This is a genomic window from Pseudoalteromonas sp. GABNS16E, from assembly GCF_028598715.1.
Lineage (GTDB): Bacteria > Pseudomonadota > Gammaproteobacteria > Enterobacterales > Alteromonadaceae > Pseudoalteromonas > Pseudoalteromonas atlantica.
The window spans coordinates 16642-37232 of the sequence record NZ_JAQREZ010000045.1 but is presented as its reverse complement, the minus strand read 5'-3'; the positions used below and the strand labels follow the sequence as shown (position 1 = coordinate 37232).

Sequence of the window (20591 nt, the reverse complement as noted above, 5' to 3'; positions counted from 1 at the left end):
GATCGGTAATTGAATTAAAGTGTTTCAGAAAAGTAGCGCTCATATTTTACGTGACCAAGGTGATTATTATGCCTTGATCTGATCACTACATATTCTATAAGTTCAATTTATAATGATCTTGCCGTGTCAACACGCCCTAGTACCGTTATTTATTTAGTGCTCACTGTACCTAGCGCTAAATTAATTTTTAATTATTGTATTGTGATACACGTTTTGAACGTCATCACAGTCTTCAAGCATGTTGATGAACTTGTCAAAATTAGCAATCACTTCTTCATCTTCAATTTCTACATGCACTTGCGGAACAAACGTAATTTCATCTACTTCAAAGTTAATCCCTTCAAAGTTTTCCTCAAGCGCTGTTTTCGCTTTATAGTACTCAGTATGGGGTGCAAATACCGACACTTTACCATTTTCAACTTCAACGTCGGTTACATCAACATCGGCCATCATTAGTGCTTCAAGTACCACTTCGTCATCGTCACCGGCAAAACCAAGTACAGCAAGGTGATCAAACATATGTGCAACACAGCCCGGTGTACCAATTTTTGAATCTGTTTTGGTAAACGGTAAACGTACATCTTTAATTGTACGGTTTGGGTTGTCGGTTAAGCAATCAACAATAACCATGCAGTTACCTGGGCCATAGCCTTCGTAACGTGCGGGAGAATAATCTTCCCCTGCCCCACCGGCTGCTTTTTCAATTGCTTTTTCTATTACGTGAGCAGGAACCTGGTCTTTTTTTGCTTTTTCTATTAGACGACGCAGTGATTGATTGACATCGGGGTCTGGTTCGCCATTTTTAGCGGCAACATAAATTTCTTTACCGTACTTTGAGTTAACTTTAGTTTTTGCGTTGGCTGTCTTAGCCATCGAGCTCTTACGGACTTCAAATGCTCTGCCCATCTTGTGCCTCTAATCAATACGTTAATTTTGCCATATTTTACCAATTCAAACCCTATTGGGCTAGGGTCTGTTGAACTTTACAAACTGAATTTAAAACAACCTATTTGCTAAATAAATAAGGCCGAGCCTATGCAAATAATACAGGAGTAATTACGCAACAATAAAAGTTATGCGCTATTTAACATAACTCCACTTTTTGTGAGTAACTTTCGACTAAAGTAACTAACTCTGTAAATTCACGTAAAACGTAATCAGCTTGGTCAGCATAAATAGGCACCGCGTTTGGCGCGTACAAACAAGCGCGCATATTTGCATTATGTGCTGCTTGAATGTCGTATAAGAAATCCCCTACGTATAACAAGTTGCTGGCGTTTATATTCCAAAGCGTGGCAATTGCATTTAAGGCACTGGGATCGGGTTTGGCTGGGGCATCGCTACGGGTTAATACCGTTTCGATAGGTAGCGGGTTATTTTGTAGCTTTATTGCTGCCGCTTTATCAAAATTGCGGGTAACAATAGCCATAGGAATATTTTTAACTTTAAGGGCGTTAACGGCTTCGGTTACGCCTGGCAATATAGTGGCAAACTGAGCGTCTTGCAGCTCGTGTTGATGCACTATATTCATCGCTTCTTCACGCATGTAGGGCGATGGAAGCTGGGCAATATAATCAAGTAGGTCTTGCTCGCATGGGCAACCTATTTGTGCTTTTATAAGAGAGAAATCTAACTCAGACGATACTAACGTGCCATCTAAATCAAATATAACTCCTTGAATAGCCTCTACTTGAGCTTTCATATCATTCCTTGAATGGGGTAAAAATCAATACAACATGTGTACACATAATGACTCTACTTCATGAGAATAATTTAGCAAATGTTTATCAAACAAATTATTAGAAAAGTATTCACTTATCTATTACTTAGCCTTATAAACACCAATTAATTACTAAAATTCTACGAACAACTAGTAATAACAGATCAAAAATGAACACAGCATAAACAAAAGGAGAATACGCGCACATAAACTGCAGTGCGCGTAGGTTGGGGAAGTACTTATTGCTCGAACTTAGCCTCGAGCCAGGTATCGTTTTGGGTAAAGTGAAGGGTTTTAATCTTGCCTTTACCTTCTACGTTTACCATATTTACTTGAGAAGGCCATAAGTCACGCAGTGCGCCGTTACTCATTTTTATGCCTTCAATCCCTTTTGGGATAGGAGCTTCTTGATACACCCAAAAAAACTTTCCATCAATTTGCGCACCGACTTGGCTAAGCGTTAATGGCTTACCCTTTAAGGTTTGCAGCGCAACATGCGACTCAACATACTCTACAAAACGTTGTTGGTCGGCCTTGTTGCTAATGATATCGGCTTTTCCATTAAATAAATGCGCTACAGCATGCTCAGTATCATGTAAATAAAAGCGATGCATAAGCTCAATATTGTTAGTGCGTTTATTAAAAAGCACCGTAGTAACCGATGACTTTAGTTGATGTGCCATACTTGGCGCAGCAACTAAAAGGCAAACAATAATAAGCAAAAAGCGCATTATTGTTGCTCCTCACCATCTTTTTTCTCGTCTTTTTTAAGCTCAGTTTTAATGTCTTGCATAATATCTCGACTTACTTTCGCTTTACTCTTTTTCTTTTTATACACTTCAATACGTGAAGGAATAATACGACGAGGGTAGTTGTTGTTCTCAACATCTACATCAGCTGTTTCCCAGCGAGGGTCAACGCTCACCGATACCAATGGCTTATTTTTATCTGTAACAATAAGCTTTTGTACATTTTTGTGATTACGGCGCCAAATTTCAGCCGGAATGTAACGCTCTTCGGTTGTGCCATCTTCATAAGTTAGCTCTAATAAAATAGGCATTACCAAGCCACCTAGATTTGAAAACTCCATAACATAGTAGTTTTTATCTTCTTCAAGCGCGCGATCTAGCGTTTTACGCTCCCACGGCTCTAAGCCTTTTAAAAACTTGTTGTACGCGTTACGTTCTTTATTGGTAACAGTAAAGCGGTCGTTTTCGTCGTAAAAGTCGGTAATATCTGGATTTTTTTCAACCCAAGTTTGCTTACCTTCTTCACGGTTGCGCTTAACAAATAGTGATGTTGGTTTGTCTGCTTCTATATCGCGTAAGCGTTTAAAGTCAATATCAGGGTTTTTAGTATCTAAACGTAATTGATACACTTTATCTAACGAGATATCTACATGGTCGGTGCTGTAAAACCAGCCGCGCCAAAACCAATCTAAATCAACACCCGAGGCTTCTTCCATCGTACGGAAAAAATCTGCTGGAGTAGGGCGCTTGTATTTCCAGCGCTGTGCGTACTCTTTAAAAGCAAAGTCGAATAAGTCACGACCTAAAATAACTTCACGTAAAATATTCAGTGCCGCAGCTGGTTTAGTATAAGCATTAGGACCTAAACGTAGTACGCTGTCTGACTGAGTCATAATAGGTACTTGGTTTTGCGATTTCATGTAGCTCACAATATCGCGCGGCTCAACACCCCACGGTATAGTTGGGTCCCATTCACGCCCTGCAACGCCATCTAAAAAGCTATTTAAACCTTCATCCATCCAGGTCCATTGGCGCTCATCAGAGTTTACAATCATAGGGAAGTAAATATGGCCAACTTCATGAATAACCACGCCAATTAAAAAGCGTTTTTCAGCTTGAGAATAAGTACGCGAGCCATCATCTTGCAGCTCTGTACGTGGGCCATTAAAAGTGATCATTGGGTATTCCATACCACCTACAGGGCCATTCACCGATTGCGCTACAGGATATGGGTAATCAAATGAATAGCGAGAGTACACTTCCATCGTATGTACTACAGATTCAGTTGAATACTTTTTCCATAAATCGCCACCCTCTTTAGGGTAAAACGACATAGCCATCACTAAAGGTTGTTCATCGCCACCTTGCTGATAGCCCTTTGCATCCCACATAAATTTACGCGACGACGCCCACGCAAAGTCACGCACATTTTCTGCTTTAAAGTGCCATGTTTTTGTTTTATCGGTACCTTGTTTTTCGTTTTCTAACGCTTCTTCTTCAGTAACAATAAATACAGGGCGTTTTGCTGTTTCAGCTTTTTCTAAGCGGTTACGCTGCGTGCGAGTAAGCACTTTGCTTGCGTTATCTAACTTACCTGTTGCTGATACAATATGATCAGCAGGTACAGTAATTTCTACATCGTAATCACCAAACTCAAGTGTAAACTCACCACGGCCTAAAAACGGCTTGTTTGTCCATGCTTCGTAATCGGTGTACGCTGCTAAACGCGGAAACCACTGCGCAAGTAAAAATATATCGTTGCCATCTTCTTCAAAGTGCTCGTAACCAGAACGCGCACCTACGGCATCTTCTTCAACAATGTTAAAAGCAAAGTTCATACTAAACTCAGCTTCTTTGCCTGGTTTTAGCGGCTCGTTTAAATCTATACGCATTAGCGTATCAACAACAGTAACGCGCAGTTCATCGCCATTGTCATCTTTTACATTGCTAATTGTATAGCCTAGCTCGTTGTCGCTCATAAATTGTTGACGACGTAGCTCACCTAAACTTAATTTAGCCGGCTTTTGCGCAGGTAAACTATTTAGCGTGCTTTTAAACGTTTTTGTGGTTTCGGCAATTGAGTCGCTTTTAAAAATATTTTGATCTAACTGTAACCACAAATATTTAAGTGTATGCGGCGAGTTATTTTTATACTCAATGCTTTGGCTTGCTGTTAAGCGGCGCTTTTTTTCATCAAGCTTTACATCTATGTCGTAATTAACACGTTGTTGCCAGTATTTTTCGCCAGGCTCACCTGCGGCACTACGATAAACATTTGGGGTAGGAAGCGCTTCGTCTAACTGGCGAAACTTATCAACGAATGAGCCTTTAGTTTGCTCAACGGATGACGCTAACACAGCGCTCGACATTGCCAAAGGCAACACAAACGCGCTTAGCGTAAGAACTGTTTTTTTCATTATGAGTCCTAGTGGAATTTTGTGAGCGTACTTTGACAAAGTTACTATTTTTGTTCAATTAATTAGCGACCAACCGCCCATTAAACACGGTAATATTCACGTTGTTTTAACATGGTTTTTGAATCAGTAAATTAAGCCGCTTTTAAAACTGTAAAGGGGGTTTACACTTTACAGCTAGTTGATGTGTATTAATTAAGGTACAAACACAGTATTTATAAGGGTTCAGGCCTAATTCATGCCATTAGCTTAGGATTAAATTAAGGTGCAAAAATATGTTGTTTAAATTGAGCTTAAATTTATAGCGTTAGCAGTGTTTACACGGTTTTAATGCGCTCAGGTTCAATACAAATTAAGCAGCATATTTAAACTAAAGGAGCCCGATATGAAATTTTACATTGTAAAAAAAGATCATCAGCTCGAAGCTATCCCTGCTGATAAAGACTTACTAGAGCGCTACGAATCAAACCAATATTCGTATGTTAATGTGGTGTCGGCATGCAATAAGCAAGATGCACTAAAACGCCTATCTACTGAACAAAAACACAGTAAAAAGTGGCTAATAATTGGCGCAAATATTGCCGTGATCTCACTAATATTAACTATTTATACGATAAATTAAAAATAGTGAAATTTTAGGTTGATATTTAGTGCATTTTATATTTAAAATCGCCCACTTTTTTTATTTGAGCATAATAAAATCGTTACAATTATTCTCAAATATGTACTTATTACCAGTAAGCAATGTGGTGGGTGTATGGATTTTTATATCCTAAAAAAACAACAAGAGCTAATAGCCATTCCAGCAAATCAGCAAAGTTGTAAGCAGTATCTAGACTCAGGTTATTTTTATATTGATAAAGTAGCCGCCTGTAACGAAACGAATGCCATAAAAGCATTGCAAGCAAAGCAAACTAAAAGTTTAAAAATGCCGCTAGGTATGGCTTTGTTAGCGCTTCCTGTCATTATTATTGCTATATATAGTTTTACCTAAACTAAAGCCCTCCCGAGGCTTGCATCTTTACTTGCCTTGGGTATATTGGCGCTCTTATGGTTTTTTAAGAGCGTGATATGAAAGTTCTCCACACCTCAGATTGGCACCTAGGCCAACAATTTTATGAACATGACCGCCGTGATGAGCACGCTGCATTTTTTACTTGGCTACTTAGCACCCTTGTAGAGCAACACATAGATATACTTTTAGTTGCAGGCGACATTTATCATACAGCCACACCCAGTGCCAGCGCCGAAAACCAACTTTACCAATTTATAAAAGATGCTAAAAAGCGTTGCCCGCAATTGCATGTTGTTATTATTGCCGGCAACCACGACTCAGCAAATCGTATATTAGCGGCGCAGCCCTTACTTGCTCAGTTTGATACCCATGTAGTGGGGCGCTTTGAAGTAACCGACCCAGCCAATACCGTGATTGAAATAAATACGCAAAATAAACGCGCTGTAATCGTCGCTATGCCTTTTTTACGTACCAGCGACATAAGTTCACTTAGTCATACTAAAAACGGCCCTAGTTACGCACAAGGCGTTGAAAAAGCTTATCAGCTTGCACTTGATCACGCCTATAGCATTAACGCGCAAAATTCGCCGTTAATTGTAATGGGGCACTTACATGCCAAAGGCGGTGATATTTCAAGTGACTCAGAACGTAATTTAGTGATTGGTGGGGAGGAGTCTATTTCGGCCAACGTATTTGGTAACAAGGCAGACTACGTAGCACTGGGGCATTTACACAAAGCACAGCAAGTCGCTAAAAAAGACGTTATTCGTTACAGCGGTACGCCTATTCCTATGTCGTTTTCAGAGCGTAACTACACGCACCAAGTTAATATAGTAGAATTTAAAAGTGATGAAAAACAAACTATTAGCACATCTGTAAACCCCCTTTACATTCCTCGCTCTGCTGAAGTGATTATCTTACCAAAAGGGGAGTGTGTGCCATTAAGCGACTTATGCGAGCAAATTAAAGCGCTCGATACATCACAACATACTATTGCCCCTTATTTACGCGTAAAACTTAAATCAAGTGATACCGACACCACCTTTAGAGAACAAATAGAGCAGGCACTTGAGGGTAAACACGTAAAATTTTGCGGCATTGAGCGGGTACGAGAACAAACCATAACAAGCGATAACAGCGCCGTATTTGAAGATTTAAGCGAAATTGAAATGCTCAACCCATTAAACTTATTAGAACAAGCCTTTGCAAACGACAAAGATATGGCCGGCCAAGCTGTACCAGATGAGCTAAAAACACTGTTAAACGATGTAATAAGTGAGCTGACGGAGCAAGAGCAACTATGAAAATAACCGCAGTTCGTATTCATAACTTAGCCTCAATAGTCGATGCCGAAATCGACTTTACTCAAGCTCCACTAAAAGACGCGGGGTTATTTGCAATAACTGGCGACACAGGCGCAGGTAAAAGCACCTTTTTAGATGCTATTTGTTTAGCGCTTTATACTAAAACAGCACGCTTAAAAGGCGATAAAGGCAACTTAATTGATTTTAACGGCGACAGCATAAAGCTAAACGATGCGCGTAACTTACTGCGCAGAGGCAAATGGGAAGGCTTTGCTGAAGTTGATTTTGTTGGCCAAGACAAACAATTATACCGCGCACGCTACGTTATTACCCGTACCCACAAAAAGGCAACAGGCAAGCTAAAAGTAGCTGAGCATACGTTACTAACCTTGCCCGATGAAACCCTAATAGCCGATAAAAGCCAAACCATAAAAGAAGTAGAAAACAAAATAGGGCTAAGCTTTGAGCAGTTTTCGCGTGCGGTATTATTAGCACAGCACGAGTTTGCAGCCTTTTTAAAAGCCACTGGCGATGAACGGGCACAACTTTTAGAATGTTTAACTGGCACCGATAAATTTAGCTTAATAGGTAAACGTATTTTTGAGCGTAATAAAGCGCTAAAAGATCAATATGAATTACTTAATGCAAGCCTTGCAAGCTACACCCTATTAAGCGATGACGAATTAAGTGCTAAACAAGCCCTGCGCGATGAGTTACTTAAAAAAATTGAGCAAACTAAAAAAACGCATGCAGCAACAGAGCAAAACTTAAATTGGTATAAACAAGCAGCTAGTTTATCGCAGGCACTAGAACACGCAATAAAGCAGCAACAACACGCGCAACAACAGCTTGATGCAATAGCAAAGCAAAGTGAGCAAGCTAAACAAGCACAAAACGCCCTTGAAATAAAAGACAACCGCAAACGTCATGAGCACTTAACGGCGCAAAACAACGCACTTAGTACGCAAATAAACGATTTAAAAGCGATTGACCATGCTGCGCTTATAAAAGAGCTGGCCGCAACACTTACAACTAAGCAAAGCGAGTTAAAAACAGCGCAAGAGCAAAAGCAAACGGCAGAGCCAATTATTGCAAAAGCCCGTGAGCTCGACAGCCAACTTGCTATACACGCACAAACCATTACAAGCCTAACTCAGCAAAGCGAAAAAGAGCAGCAGCAACTTAGCGAATTACAAACGCAGTGCACGCAAAGCCAAAATGCACTTGATGAGGCAACAAAACTCAGCACTGGGCATCAAACGTGGCTAAACGAGCACACGCAGCTTAAACCATTGGCTAATGATTGGAATTATTACCAACATAGCTTTAATACGTATTTAAGTGCCAATGAGCAAATAAAGGCAACCGCTTCGCAAAACCAACAGCTGTTAGAAGAGCAAACTAAACAAGCGGCGCTGTTAGCAGAGCAAACTAAAAAAGTAGAGCTGCAAGAGCAACAACTTGCGCATCAACAAAAAGATCTTAACCAGCTAAGTGAGCAACAACGCCAATTTAATATTGAACAATGCGATAGCATACTTAAAAATATTGAGTATTTAAAAGATCAGCGTTTGCGCTACCAGCAGTTTAATCAAGAAATAAAACACAGCACACAACAACAAGCGGCGGTTGCGGCCAAGCTTGTACACAGTGAGCAAACGCAAACAACATTGCAACAAAGCTTAGCCTCTTGCGAGCAAGCACTTAAACACAGTGAATACGCATTAAACCAAGCTCGCCTGCGTGCCAGCGAAAACGTAGAGCATTTACGCACGCAGCTTACCCCTAACGAGCCATGTGTAGTGTGCGGAGCAAAAGAGCACCCGTATGCAAGCAGCCAAAACCCGCAATTAAATAACCTAATAGCCGATTTTGAAGCAAGTTATAACCAAGTTAAGCAGCAACACGATAGCGCCCAAACTAAGCTGCATCAGCACCAAACTCAACACGCTGTACTTGTCACTGAGCACGCCCAATACAGCCAAGCCATACAGAGCGCACAGGCAAAGCAGCTAGAAATTAAAACAACAATGCAAGGGGCACGTACAGAGCTTAACGACTTAACAGCACAGCAGCTTGATGAAACATACGCCCAGCTCAGCAGTCAAAAGTCGCACTATTTTGAATCGCAAAAACAGCAAACAGCCCTGCAAGAAAAAGTAAATCAGCTAATAAGTAACTTAAAAACCGAGCAACATACACAGCAGCAATTGCATAATCAGCATGTTGAATTAACCAATAAGCTTGGCCAAATAAACACTAAGCATGCAGAGCTAAATACGCAAGTTAACGAGCTTACCAGCACCCTTAACGCACAGTTTGAGCACAGTGACTTTTGGCAGCAATTGCAAAATAACACGCTTAATATGAGCGATTTAAGCCAGCAGGTTGAGCAGTACCAGCAAACACAAGTTCAGCTTGAACAAAGTCAAAAACAAATAGACAGCGCTAATCAGCAATTACAGCAACTCACACCGTTAATTGCTAAAAGTGAGCAAGCGCTTAAAGTTTTAAAAGACGATTTTGCCAAAGCGCAACAACTGCAAAGCACCACACGCACAGAGCGCCTTGCTTTATTTAACAACGAGCCAATAAATGCCGATGATTACCAAGCAAAACTTAATGCGCAGCTTGAGCAATGCCAAAAGGCGTTACATACAAGCCAACAAGCCCACGACAGCGCAATTAAAAAACGCGATGAGCACACTATAACACTCAAAAACATTGAGCAGCGCTTGGCAGAGCAAATTCAAGAGCAAAGTACACTTGAAGAACGCTACAATGCCTGGTTTAACGACTTTAAAGCGCAGTATAGCGAGGCAAATCACGAACAGATCGCTATTTTACTAACTCTGAATAGTGAGCAAATAAAAGAGCAATTAATGCAGTTTGAGCAGCGTTTAGCTGCACTTACAGACACAAATGCAGCGCTTAAGCAACAACAAAAGGCGCAAACAGATCACCAAAATACTAACAAGCCCGAAAAAAGCGAAAGCCAATTAGCAGAGCAAGAAACGACCTTAGCCAATGAGCAAACTGAGCTACAAAATAGTTTGCTTGGCACTAATACCGCGCTTGAGCAACATAATCAAAACGCCAAAGCACTTAAGGGCAAACACGCTGAACTTGCTACCCTTAAAAAGCAGGTAGAGCAGTGGCACGTGCTTAATAAAGTATTAGGGGATGCAACCGGTAAAACCATGCGTAATTTAGCGCAAACACAAACCCTTAAAATATTGCTGCATTATGCTAATAGCCATTTAAAAACCCTCAATAAACGCTACGAGCTCACTGCCATTGCGCAATCGCTCGATATAGCCATTATTGACCGCGATATGGCCGACGAACAACGCTCGGTTAATACGCTCTCTGGTGGTGAATCTTTTTTAGTATCACTAGCACTGGCATTAGGGCTTGCATCGCTTTCTTCAAACAAAGTGCAAATCAACTCTTTGTTTATTGACGAAGGGTTTGGTACGTTAGATAGCGAAACACTCAGCGTTGCTATGGACGCACTCGACTCATTACAAGCACAAGGCCGTAAAGTAGGGGTTATATCGCATGTGAGTGAAATGAGTGAACGCGTAGCCACGCAAGTACATGTAAGTAAAAAAAGTGGTGGATACTCCACTGTTGAAGTCTTATAAAGGAGTTAAAAAATGCCAACATTCACAGGCGAGCAAGCAACGCATTACAACGACCGCATTACCCGTTTAGTCCCTGGTTATGAGCTATTGCACCAACTTACTAATGCTCAACTTAAAGCAACCCTTAAAGATAACGCACATATTTTAGTCGTTGGCGCAGGCACAGGCAAAGAAATACTCGCCCTTGCCGCGCTTAACCCTACTTGGCAATTTACCGCGCAAGATACCTCAAGTGATATGCTCGCAATTGCTAAACAAGCATTTGAAGAGCACGGCATAGCAAAGCGCGTTAACGTTATTGAAGGCGAGTTTGATAAGCTATCTACCAAGGCCGATGCGGCGCTATGCCTACTCGTAATGCACTTTTTAAAAGACGACGGCAGCAAAAAGCAGCTATTAAAAAATATTAAAGCTAATTTAAATAAGGGCGCAAACTTATTTATTAGCGATTTAATGAAACCCGAAACCGACTTTGAGCGCGAAGCACAAATTACTGTGTGTGCCGATTTAGGCTTAAGTGATGCAGGGCAAGCCTACACAGCTCAAAACTTAGACAGTGAATTTTACCCACTTGATAGAATGCGCTTAAGTGAATTACTTAACGAGTGCAAATACGGTATTCCTAAGCTTTATTTTAAAGCGCTTGGTTTTAGCGGATACGTTGTTTAATAGTATAAAATTTAAGTAACATAACCCCAAAACACCGAGTATGCATACTCGGTGTTTTATTTTATACACATCCTTACATTTCCTGACAGCAACAAACAAACTTCTCACATCTTTTATATGCGTTGCTACTTATTATTTCCCTATTAAATATTAACAGGGACTCAACATGAAAAAGTATCTTATCGCGGTATTACTACTCTCAGGCTGCGCATCACAAGGGGTAGATCGAAACAATCAAAACCAAATAGTTAAGCGTTACTACGCATCAGTAGAATCAATGCAACCTGTAACGCTTTCATCTGAAGTAGGCACAGGCATAGCAGCAGGCGCCGGGTTTGGCTTTGTAGACAGCTTAGATGGTAACACTGAAGAAATGCTCGGCGGAGCAATAATTGGTGGGTTAGTGGGAGGGTTATTTACCGCGTTATTTGAAGGCGGTAACGATGCCTATCAATACAATTTATACGCAGCTAACGAAGGCGAATTTACTACTATTCAAAAGCAAAAACTCGATAAAAACACGCAATGCGTGGTAGTAAATACAGGCGATACAGTAAAAATTGAGCCTGTAGCGCACCACTTTTGCCATCAAAACTAATTAATACCAAAAGCCGATACTGCAATATCGGCTTTGTGTTTTACATAAGCATAGGGCGCATCCCACTAAATACGTGTTACTCAGATCAGGTTTATATCAACTACCTTTAACCAATCTCACCAAGTGCTTTCATCGCGGCCTGCGCTTTATCGGTTTGTACAAAAATATGGTCGTGATAAAACGCAGCTACTACGTTAGCGCTAATATTATGCTCGGTTAATTTGGCCGATACCGCAGCGGTTAACCCAACAGCCTCAAGGCTTGAATGCACATTAAGGGTAATTAAATTATATTTAGCTTCATAAGTAATACCGGCTTTATCTGCGGTATCTGCATTTAAAATAAGGGTTAGGCCTTCTTCTTCAACGTAACTGGCAAGCGGGTTTAAATGAACGTAGTCAGCAAGGTTGCCTGCTAAACAACAAAATATGTATTCACCTTGTTTAAGCTCGGGGTTCATTGATTTTAATAACGTATTTAGCTCTAAAATTCCCGCCATGTTGAGTCCTTACATTTTTAATTAGATGTTTTAAGCTTGGCAACTAGCTCGCTTAATCGGGCTATTTTAATATTACTTAACTGCCGGTAATCAAAGTACGGGCACACGATAATGTTATTCGTTGTATCAATTGCAAACTCATCGTCTAACCAATTAAATTGCGCATTAAGCTTACCTTGCTGTAATAAGTTTTTAGCATGGGTTCGCCCAGCAATAATATGCAGTTGATTTTTATTTATGCCGTTAATAATGGGGGCATTAAATAACAGCGCTGTTTTACTGTTTTTTTGCAGTAAAAATGTATCTCGATATGCTTGCCAGCTAGCGGCTTGTTTAGCAAAGCTGTAATGCTCACTCGGTAGCGCAAACAACACTTTAGCGTATACGTTAAACACTTTACGCCAGCCATTACCGCAGTGCTGGTTTATGGTATTTATTTGCTCGTTTATTACAGGCTCAACACTGTGTAGAGTTGCAAAGTAGGGCATAGGCGGCGCTTTTGCCACATAAACGGCTACGCTAAAGGCTTGCTCACCTAAGCCAATTAGTTGCTCACTCACACTAGCTCGCCTTTTTTTGCGCTAAAATACGGTCGAGGTTATTGGCAAAGTTTTGGCGGTCGGTTTGGCTAAGCGGTGGTGGCCCGCCACTCATTTCTACGCCGCTTGAGCGCATGGTATCCATAAAGTCGCGCACGTTTAATAACGAGCGAATATTCTCTGGCGTGTAAAGCTCACCACGCGGGTTAAGTGCTTGGCCGCCGTTATCTATAACTTCACTGGCTAGCGGTATGTCGCCAGTAATAACTAAATCGCCTTTTTCTACGCGTTTTACTATTTCGTCATCGGCCACATCAAACCCGCTCGAAACCTGTACCCGGCTTATAAATTTTGAAGGCGGAATACGCATTGCATGGTTAGCTACTAAAATGGTTGGTGTTTGCGTGCGCTCTGCGGCTCTAAAAAGTATTTCTTTTATTACCACAGGGCATGCGTCGGCATCTACCCATATTTTCATGCTTAAATCTTTTAATTGCTCTAGTATTTGGCTGATCCTATAGCAATTTATTTTAATCGGCTAGCAAACTTTATTGGCTTAGAGCCGTACAAACAACATCACTTTTAAAAAGGAGCTTTCATGAAGGCCATTACGACTATTTTACTCATTACAGGGTTATTTTTACTCACCGCCTGCACAAGCGCACCTGAGGGCATTACTCCGGTTAAAAACTTTGACCTTGAGCAATACAAAGGTAAGTGGTACGAAATTGCCCGCCTAGATCACTCATTCGAAGAGGGTATGGAGCAAGTAACCGCGACTTACACCGTAAATGACGATGGCACAGTAAAAGTGCTCAACAAAGGTTTTATAACTAAAGAGCAAAAGTGGGATGAAGCACAGGGCTTAGCTAAATTTGTAGAAGGGACTGACACAGGCCATTTTAAAGTCTCGTTTTTTGGCCCATTTTATGGTGCTTACGTTATTTTTGAATTAGACCAAGACGACTACCAATATGCGTTTATTACAAGTTATAACCGCGACTTTTTATGGTTTTTATCGCGTACACCTACCGTTAGTGACGAGCTTAAACAACATTTTATAGCTAAAGCAAACAAACTAGGCTTTGCTACAGAGCAAGTTATTTGGGTTAAACAGTAGGTTATTTAGCTGCGTAAAGGGGCTTTACAGTTGTTGAGCAAATGATTGTTACAGCTGTAATAAAACGATCATCTCACTGTAAGGTAAGTTAAATATGTTAGGGCTATATTAGCTGCACTTGCAACGAGACATGCAAGTGTTGGACATACTGAATATCCCCCTATTGTTGGCAAGCTTTATAGCTTGCCATTTTTTTTGCCTAAAATTAATGGCTTTCTTTGGATCAGATTTTTACTAACTAAAGTGAATTTACTGCCAGTAATAGCCCTGATAAGCCAATCAGTAACATATTTAAAAAGCTAAATGGCTTAATCAACTTTTCTATAAAATTATAAAAAATCGTTATAATTAATATACTTAGCCCCATAAAGCCACAAAACAGTAAAGCACCGTATCCTTGCTGCGTAACCACACAGAACAATAAACTTAGTAAAATACTGATCCAGGCAACTATTAGCAGCAAATTACTTTGCAGCTTAGAGGGACGCGTTGTAAACACCGTTTTAAAATGCGCTGGCTTTGCCAAAGCAAAACCATTAAAAGCAAACAAACAGAGGCTAAAGCTTAGTAAATCAATCATGCTTTTTGCCTCTTTTTATTATCGGCTAGGCTATTAGCTGTTTTTTTAGATGCGCTAGAAGCAGTACGTAATTTTTCGGTTTGTACTAAAAACAGTATGCTAAACAGTAAAAATAACGCATCGAAAATAAACAAGGCCCATTGTTTATTAAGTAAGTAGCTCACTATATTGCCCTGTGTGGTGAGCGCATTTATTGCCGGTACACTCAAACACGCGAGGGCATTTATGGCTGCCATTACACGCCATTGCAGCCTATCGCGCTTTAAAAGTGCCATAACGGCAACCACTAACCATGCTAAAAAGAACGCTGTAACTTCTTTTTCACCACGCCCTGCTACGGTTGGACTAAGTAATCTATTGGCAATAAAAAAGGCGCAAGTAGCCAGTGGTAAGCCCATAATGGTGGCAAGGTTTAAACCTTCGACTAACTGTAAGCCAAATGAGGCTTTTCCCTTATTACGCTCGCGTATGCGTTTAGCCCACATTATGCAGCCAGAGCCAATCATTACACAGCCTGCAATACCGCCAAGTACGTATAACCAGCGCAGTAAAGGCGTAGCAAAGCGCCCTGTATGCATAGAGTTAAGTGATTCATAAAGTGCTTTACTACTGCTAAGTTCGTCATCAGTTTGTGCAACTAATTCGCCAGTAGCGCCACTAAACAAAAGCCGCGGAGATTGATCGCGAAGCGCCTTTGCAGGGCTCACCAATACCGTTACTGTTGAGGCGGCCATATTCGGTTTACTAACCTGAACACGCGTAATATCTGCACTAGGCCACTTAGTATAAACTTGATCCAAAATAGTGTTTATAGGGAGCAATTCTGCACTGCCTTGGGCGTTATTAGTCACGTTATTGCTAGGTGTTACATCGTAAAAAAAGTCACGCATACCCTTGTCATACGTCGTTAACGCAGGGTAGGGGAACAACATAAATATAAGCGTAATAATGCCTGTGTAGGTAATCATTAAATGAAACGGTAGGGCAAGTACCGAGCTTAAATTATGCGCATCTAACCAGCTACGAGTCCCTTTATTGCGCCTAAAAGTAAACATATCTTTAAATATGCGCTTATGAATAACCACGCCGGAAATTATTGCCAGCAGCATAAAAAAGCTGGCAAAACACACTACCCAGCGCCCTGTTATGGCATCTAAATAATAAAGCTGATAATGCAACCGGTAAAAAAAGTTACCACCTTTACTTTCAACAAAAGGAGGCAGCGCTTGCATGGTGTTTGGGTTTAATTGGGTATTTACAAACTGACTGCGGCGCTGCCCCGGCTCTTTAGGTTTTGCATAGCCATATACCAAATACGGTATTCGCTCTTCGGGCAAGGTAATACGCCAACTAGGGGAATTTGCAGCGTGCTGATTTAAGTAATCAAAGCCCTCAATAATTTGCTGCCTTTGCGCGGCTACTCTGTCGGTTTGGGCTTGCACATTGTGTATAGCCGGTTGATTCCACAAGTTTATTTCATCTCTAAAAAAGCTCGCTGTGCCTGCAAAAAATATTACGTAAATAATCCAACAGGTAAGTAAGCCCACCCAGGTATGTAGCCAGGTCATCGACCTAAAAAAACTGTCTTTCATAGCCAACCCTTCAGTAATGCCAATACAGCAACAAAAAAACCTGTGCTTAGTAAAATACTGATCCAAACAGTTTTTAACGACTTAACCGAAAACGCATAAATAAACACTGCGGCGTAAATTAAGATACTGATAGACACACACAGTAATACGGCATCTTGCTTAGGAATGGGCAGCAGTACACTTAATAATGAAATACACGCTGAGGTAAACGCATAGCCGCCCACTATGGCAATAATAAAACGCAAAAATACTAACACTCTATAGCTTTGTGGCACTTTTAAAAGCGCAGCTAGGTTAGTTTTTGTAAAAGGTGCTATGTGCAGAGGTGCCTGCATAGTTAACAAATCCCTTATTCAAATACGAGGATAAAAATAAGGCGTTATTATAAAGCTTACAAATACAAAAGATAGCGATTCTCATTTGTATATTCTAGTTAATTTAACATTAGTGCCTAGCATGTTAGTAAAATACTGATCTCTGCCGTTTTAGGGTTATTGCTTAGCTAATTACGAAGGTTTACAGTGGTCAATACTGGCAAGCCAATGAGTAAATTTAAAATGAGCAACCACGAAAAACTAAATTATGTAGAGTTTCCCGCGTGCGATTTAACAGCCACAAAAAGTTTTTTTACTAACGTGTTTAACTGGCAATTTATCGACTATGGCCCAGAGTATACGGCGTTTAGCGGCCAAGGGCTTGATGGTGGCTTTTTTAAAGCACCGCTTAAATCACTTACTCAACATGGGGCCGCACTGCTGGTGTTTTACAGTAACGACATTAACACAACCTATAAAAAAGTAGCGCAATATGGCGGCAAAATAGTAAAACCTATTTTTGAGTTCCCCGGTGGCTGCCGCTTTCATTTTACCGAGCCGAGTGGTAACGAATTTGCCGTATGGTCAGAAAAACAATAAATATATCAGATAATTAGTTGTTATTTTTAGATGAGATCACGATTTTACCAACTAATAACTAATTTGAGTAAAATAAACCGATTTTTTACCAACTCATTAGGTCTAAATGGCCATTTAGAACAAAACTTAAGCATTTAAGGCCAGATTTATATGGATCCGATCAATTTAATTGAGCAAGTTAGTAAATGCGTGATCTGTGAACCTCATTTACCGTTAGGTGCTCGCCCCGTTATACAATTTAATGCCAATGCGCGTATTTTAATTGCCGGCCAAGCACCGGGCATAAAAGTACACGAAACTGGCAAGCCCTTTAACGACGCCAGCGGAAACCGCCTACGCGAATGGCTTGGGCTAAATGTTGATGAGTTTTATGATCCGCAAAAAATAGCTATTTTACCTATGGGCTTTTGTTACCCTGGTAAAGGTAAGTCGGGCGACTTACCCCCGCGTAAAGAATGTGCACCCGCTTGGAGAGCGCAATTACTGGCCGCTCTGCCAAATTTAGAGCTTACAATCGTGCTCGGTAAATACGCGCAGGCTTATCATTTACCGCATACTAAAAACAGGCCCTTAACCGAGTTAGTAAAATCGTGGCGTGAGTATTGGCCGGAGCATTTGGTGCTACCACACCCAAGTCCACGCAATAATATTTGGCTTAAAAAGAACCCGTGGTTTGCACAAGATGTACTGCCAGAACTTGCTGGGCGCGTTGCTGCAATATTAAATAAAGAACCACAATGAACAACTATAAATCAAACGGTTATATGCTTGTAAAGGGGCTTTACAGTACCAAAGAGCTAAATAAAATTAAGCCAGCAATTAATGCATTTCATACACAGTGGAAGGCTAATAACCGTGAGTTTTATCAATCCCGTGCCATTAATAGCTCAGGCATAACAAATAGTGAGTATTTAACGGCGCAGCAAAACGAAGCCTTATTTAGTTTAATAGCTGATAACAAATTAATTAAGCGTGTAAAACAGGCGATTAGTGAGCCACTGTTTTTAAATACTCAGTTATTTTTTAATCCCGTTAATGTTACACAAAAAAATTATTGGCATCGCGATATGCAATACCATTTAAATGTGCAAGAGCAACAAGCTGCGTTAAACGGGCCCGACGTAGTGCACTGCCGGTTAGCCCTTGAAGACGAGCCAGGTATAGAGCTTGTGCCCCACTCGCATAAAAATTGGGATACACCAGAGGAGCTAAATGTACGTTTTGCAAAAAATAATAAGCTGCCAAGCGATAACCTAACTACAGGCAAAGTTATTAAACTTAATGCAGGTGATTTACTGTTGTTTTCAGCCAATATGATTCACCGAGGCTTATACGGCAAAAACCGCTTAGCACTGGATATTATTTTTTGCGAAAATGCACCACAGCTTACTGCCTTTATCAATGCAGCAAACACCCCAAGCTCGGCAATCGCTAATAAAACCGATAACCCACTGGTATTTTTTAACCCGCTTTAAACCAAATATGACCCCCTTTAGCACAACACTTTTTCGCTTAACTATAAATATTACTAATAGCGCTGAATAAATAAACATCACTGTTATTTATTTTAAGACTCGTCAGTATGAAATAGACGCAAAATTATCCAATAAAAATAACCTATATAATGGAGTTGCAGCTATGACAACTGAACACACACAGTCACACACACGTTTAAAACCTAGTTTTTTAAAACAAAAAACACTTACTTTATTTACGCTCAGCGCATTAAGCGTGGGTATGGCACAAGCTGGCGAGCAAAAAGTAAATAAAAGTGAGCTTGAAACCATTACCGTCACCTCGCAAAAGCGAATTTGCGATTAAAAGCGAGCCGTTTTTTAGACGTTTTTCGTTATTTTTTATGCTCGCCATGATAGCCGCGTTAGTAATAAAAGAACGCGCCTTACTGGCAAGCTCGTTTGATGCTGTATTTTGGGCCTGCCTTGCATTAAATATTGGCTCAATGGTCATTGGCTTGCTCATAGCTAAGCTTTCAAACCTTAATCTGACCGATTCACTAACACTTGGGATTGAGGTAGGGATTCAAAACGCATCGCTGGCTATTTTAATTGCTATAAGCTTTTTAAATAAGCCCGAATACGCAGTAACGGGCGGTGTATATGGCCTTGCCATGTTTATTGGGCCGCTATTATTAATTGCTGGGCTTAAGTTTAAAAACAAACGCTTTGTAAACGCTTAAAAAATAATGCGAAGCGCCAAATTTAGTTCACTAAGTTTGGCGCTTTTTTTATAGCTATTAACGTTTAAAAATATGCTGTATTTGCCCGCGTAACCATACTAAAGCGTCGTCTTTATCAGTACTTTGATGCCAATATAAATGCTGATAAATAGCAGGCATAGTAGTGGGCACGGGGCGTGCTATTAGCGTGTCGTCTAGCAATTGACTGGCAACCATTGAAGGTAAAGTAAGTAAAAATGGCGCGTCTTTTATTACCTCTTTCGCGGCAAAATAATTTTGACAACGTATAGCCACCTGCCTATTAAAACTCAATTGCAATAACGCAATATCTTCAATAACAGTGCCGGTTGCTCGATTAGATACCGCAACATGCTTAGCCGCTAAATAATTGTCTATATTGAGTTGGTTTTTAAGCGGGTGGTTTTTTTTCATGAGTACACAAAAGTGATCACTTGAGAGAACAGCGTGGCTAATGGGCGCTTTTATTGGCCGTGCTACATCAATTGCCATATCTATTTGATGATTAGCTAATTGCTTATGCATATCTTCACGGCTTAATTTTACGCTCGCTAAGCTTGCATTGGGAGCATGTTTTGCCAGTGCAAGTTGCAATTTAGGCAAAACAATAGGCTCTATTGCATCGTGCAGGGCTATTTTAAAAGTTTGCGCTGTGGTCGCTAAATTAAAATCACCGCAGGCTTGTAGCACTTGGCGTAATTTTTCGAGTAAATCTATTAGCTCGGGTGCCATACGTTGGCACGCAGGGGTGGGCAGCATTAATTGCCCTTGGCGCTCAAATAACGGGTCGTTTAATACACTGCGCAAACGTTTTATAGCATGGCTAACTGCTGAGGGCGTTATGTATAGCACCTTTGCGGTTTCGCTCATGTTTTTTTCACGGTATAGGCATTCAAATATTTTAAGTAAATTTAAATCCAACTGCTGAATATTTTTAGCTTCAATCATTATTACCCGCTCACACTATGAATGCAATTCACACTTAACTGGTAATATATTTCATTTAATTCATTGGG

22 protein-coding genes and 1 pseudogene are annotated in these 20591 nt (G+C 40.6%); 12 read left to right on the top strand and 11 right to left on the bottom strand.

Features of this window, described 5'->3' with window-relative positions; genetic code table 11:
• Positions 1–180: 180 nt before the first annotated feature.
• From PSI06_RS16185 to PSI06_RS16170, 4 genes are all read right to left on the bottom strand, one after another.
• Positions 181–906: a YebC/PmpR family DNA-binding transcriptional regulator gene (locus tag PSI06_RS16185; RefSeq protein ID WP_273604255.1), complete on the bottom strand. Its 726-nt coding sequence runs from the start codon at positions 904–906 to the stop codon at positions 181–183.
• Positions 907–1084: 178 nt separating this feature from the next.
• Entirely contained in the window at positions 1085–1702 is a 618-nt protein-coding gene (locus PSI06_RS16180; protein WP_004588262.1) for an HAD family hydrolase, read from the bottom strand.
• Between the two features lie 257 nt (positions 1703–1959).
• Entirely contained in the window at positions 1960–2451 is a 492-nt protein-coding gene (locus tag PSI06_RS16175) for a DUF6702 family protein (RefSeq protein ID WP_004588263.1), read from the bottom strand.
• A complete protein-coding gene (locus tag PSI06_RS16170; RefSeq protein WP_024032997.1) occupies positions 2451–4886 on the bottom strand; it encodes a M1 family metallopeptidase in 2436 nt (811 codons plus the stop codon). Before PSI06_RS16170 ends, PSI06_RS16175 begins: the two co-directional genes overlap by 1 nt.
• A 382-nt stretch (positions 4887–5268) precedes the next feature.
• On the opposite strand from PSI06_RS16170, the gene PSI06_RS16165 reads away from it, so the two are divergent.
• From PSI06_RS16165 to PSI06_RS16140, 6 genes are all read left to right on the top strand, one after another.
• Positions 5269–5505, top strand: a complete 237-nt coding sequence (locus PSI06_RS16165) for a hypothetical protein (RefSeq protein ID WP_004588265.1) — start codon at positions 5269–5271, stop codon at positions 5503–5505.
• A gap of 135 nt (positions 5506–5640) precedes the next feature.
• Entirely contained in the window at positions 5641–5877 is a 237-nt protein-coding gene (locus tag PSI06_RS16160) for a hypothetical protein (RefSeq protein WP_004588266.1), read from the top strand.
• Between the two features lie 77 nt (positions 5878–5954).
• A complete protein-coding gene (locus PSI06_RS16155; RefSeq protein WP_273604256.1) occupies positions 5955–7202 on the top strand; it encodes an exonuclease SbcCD subunit D C-terminal domain-containing protein in 1248 nt (415 codons plus the stop codon).
• Positions 7199–10849, top strand: a complete 3651-nt coding sequence (locus PSI06_RS16150; protein WP_273604257.1) for an SbcC/MukB-like Walker B domain-containing protein — start codon at positions 7199–7201, stop codon at positions 10847–10849. The genes PSI06_RS16155 and PSI06_RS16150 overlap by 4 nt, the downstream gene beginning before the upstream one ends.
• A gap of 12 nt (positions 10850–10861) precedes the next feature.
• The gene (locus PSI06_RS16145; RefSeq protein WP_273604258.1) at positions 10862–11518 is read left to right on the top strand and encodes a class I SAM-dependent methyltransferase; all 657 of its coding nucleotides are present in this window, start codon (positions 10862–10864) and stop codon (positions 11516–11518) included.
• 166 nt (positions 11519–11684) lie between these two features.
• Entirely contained in the window at positions 11685–12116 is a 432-nt protein-coding gene (locus PSI06_RS16140; RefSeq protein ID WP_273604259.1) for a hypothetical protein, read from the top strand.
• A gap of 106 nt (positions 12117–12222) precedes the next feature.
• On the opposite strand, the gene PSI06_RS16135 is transcribed toward PSI06_RS16140, so the two are convergent.
• The 3 genes from PSI06_RS16135 to PSI06_RS16125 are packed head-to-tail and all read right to left on the bottom strand — an operon-like array spanning position 12223 to position 13632.
• The gene (locus PSI06_RS16135; protein ID WP_154945625.1) at positions 12223–12615 is read right to left on the bottom strand and encodes an ACT domain-containing protein; all 393 of its coding nucleotides are present in this window, start codon (positions 12613–12615) and stop codon (positions 12223–12225) included.
• A 17-nt stretch (positions 12616–12632) separates the two neighbouring features.
• The gene (locus PSI06_RS16130; RefSeq protein ID WP_273604260.1) at positions 12633–13175 is read right to left on the bottom strand and encodes a DUF6942 family protein; all 543 of its coding nucleotides are present in this window, start codon (positions 13173–13175) and stop codon (positions 12633–12635) included.
• A gap of 1 nt (position 13176) precedes the next feature.
• Positions 13177–13632 carry a YaiI/YqxD family protein gene (locus PSI06_RS16125; RefSeq protein WP_004588273.1) on the bottom strand — a complete coding sequence of 152 codons (456 nt, stop codon included), beginning with the start codon at positions 13630–13632 and terminating at the stop codon, positions 13177–13179.
• 120 nt (positions 13633–13752) lie between these two features.
• On the opposite strand from PSI06_RS16125, the gene PSI06_RS16120 reads away from it, so the two are divergent.
• On the top strand, positions 13753–14274 hold the full coding sequence (locus PSI06_RS16120; protein ID WP_096042648.1) for a lipocalin family protein: 522 nt from the start codon (positions 13753–13755) through the stop codon (positions 14272–14274).
• 238 nt (positions 14275–14512) lie between these two features.
• On the opposite strand, the gene PSI06_RS16115 is transcribed toward PSI06_RS16120, so the two are convergent.
• From PSI06_RS16115 to PSI06_RS16105, 3 genes are read right to left on the bottom strand one after another with little or no spacing between them, the layout of a single operon-like run.
• On the bottom strand, positions 14513–14854 hold the full coding sequence (locus PSI06_RS16115) for a DUF3325 domain-containing protein (RefSeq protein ID WP_096042647.1): 342 nt from the start codon (positions 14852–14854) through the stop codon (positions 14513–14515).
• Positions 14851–16446 carry a PepSY-associated TM helix domain-containing protein gene (locus PSI06_RS16110; RefSeq protein ID WP_273604261.1) on the bottom strand — a complete coding sequence of 532 codons (1596 nt, stop codon included), beginning with the start codon at positions 16444–16446 and terminating at the stop codon, positions 14851–14853. Before PSI06_RS16110 ends, PSI06_RS16115 begins: the two co-directional genes overlap by 4 nt.
• Positions 16443–16781 (bottom strand): hypothetical protein, encoded by a 339-nt coding sequence (locus PSI06_RS16105; RefSeq protein WP_273604262.1) that lies wholly within the window; start codon positions 16779–16781, stop codon positions 16443–16445. Before PSI06_RS16105 ends, PSI06_RS16110 begins: the two co-directional genes overlap by 4 nt.
• A gap of 222 nt (positions 16782–17003) precedes the next feature.
• Here PSI06_RS16105 and PSI06_RS16100 point away from each other — a divergent pair, with 222 nt between their 5' ends.
• The 5 genes and pseudogenes from PSI06_RS16100 to PSI06_RS16080 all read left to right on the top strand — a co-directional run.
• On the top strand, positions 17004–17360 hold the full coding sequence (locus tag PSI06_RS16100) for a VOC family protein (protein ID WP_273604279.1): 357 nt from the start codon (positions 17004–17006) through the stop codon (positions 17358–17360).
• Between the two features lie 150 nt (positions 17361–17510).
• Complete coding sequence (locus PSI06_RS16095; protein ID WP_273604263.1) at positions 17511–18101, top strand: uracil-DNA glycosylase family protein; 591 nt, start codon at positions 17511–17513, stop codon at positions 18099–18101.
• Entirely contained in the window at positions 18098–18835 is a 738-nt protein-coding gene (locus tag PSI06_RS16090; protein WP_273604264.1) for a phytanoyl-CoA dioxygenase family protein, read from the top strand. The genes PSI06_RS16095 and PSI06_RS16090 overlap by 4 nt, the downstream gene beginning before the upstream one ends.
• Positions 18836–18998: 163 nt before the next feature.
• A complete protein-coding gene (locus PSI06_RS16085; protein WP_273604265.1) occupies positions 18999–19181 on the top strand; it encodes a hypothetical protein in 183 nt (60 codons plus the stop codon).
• Positions 19162–19557 (top strand): annotated as a pseudogene (locus tag PSI06_RS16080) (bile acid:sodium symporter family protein); the annotation flags it as partial. The gene PSI06_RS16085 and the pseudogene PSI06_RS16080, both read left to right, overlap by 20 nt.
• A gap of 57 nt (positions 19558–19614) precedes the next feature.
• Here the strand turns inward: PSI06_RS16080 and PSI06_RS16075 are convergent.
• Complete coding sequence (locus PSI06_RS16075) at positions 19615–20523, bottom strand: LysR family transcriptional regulator (RefSeq protein WP_273604267.1); 909 nt, start codon at positions 20521–20523, stop codon at positions 19615–19617.
• Positions 20524–20591: the final 68 nt, after the last annotated feature.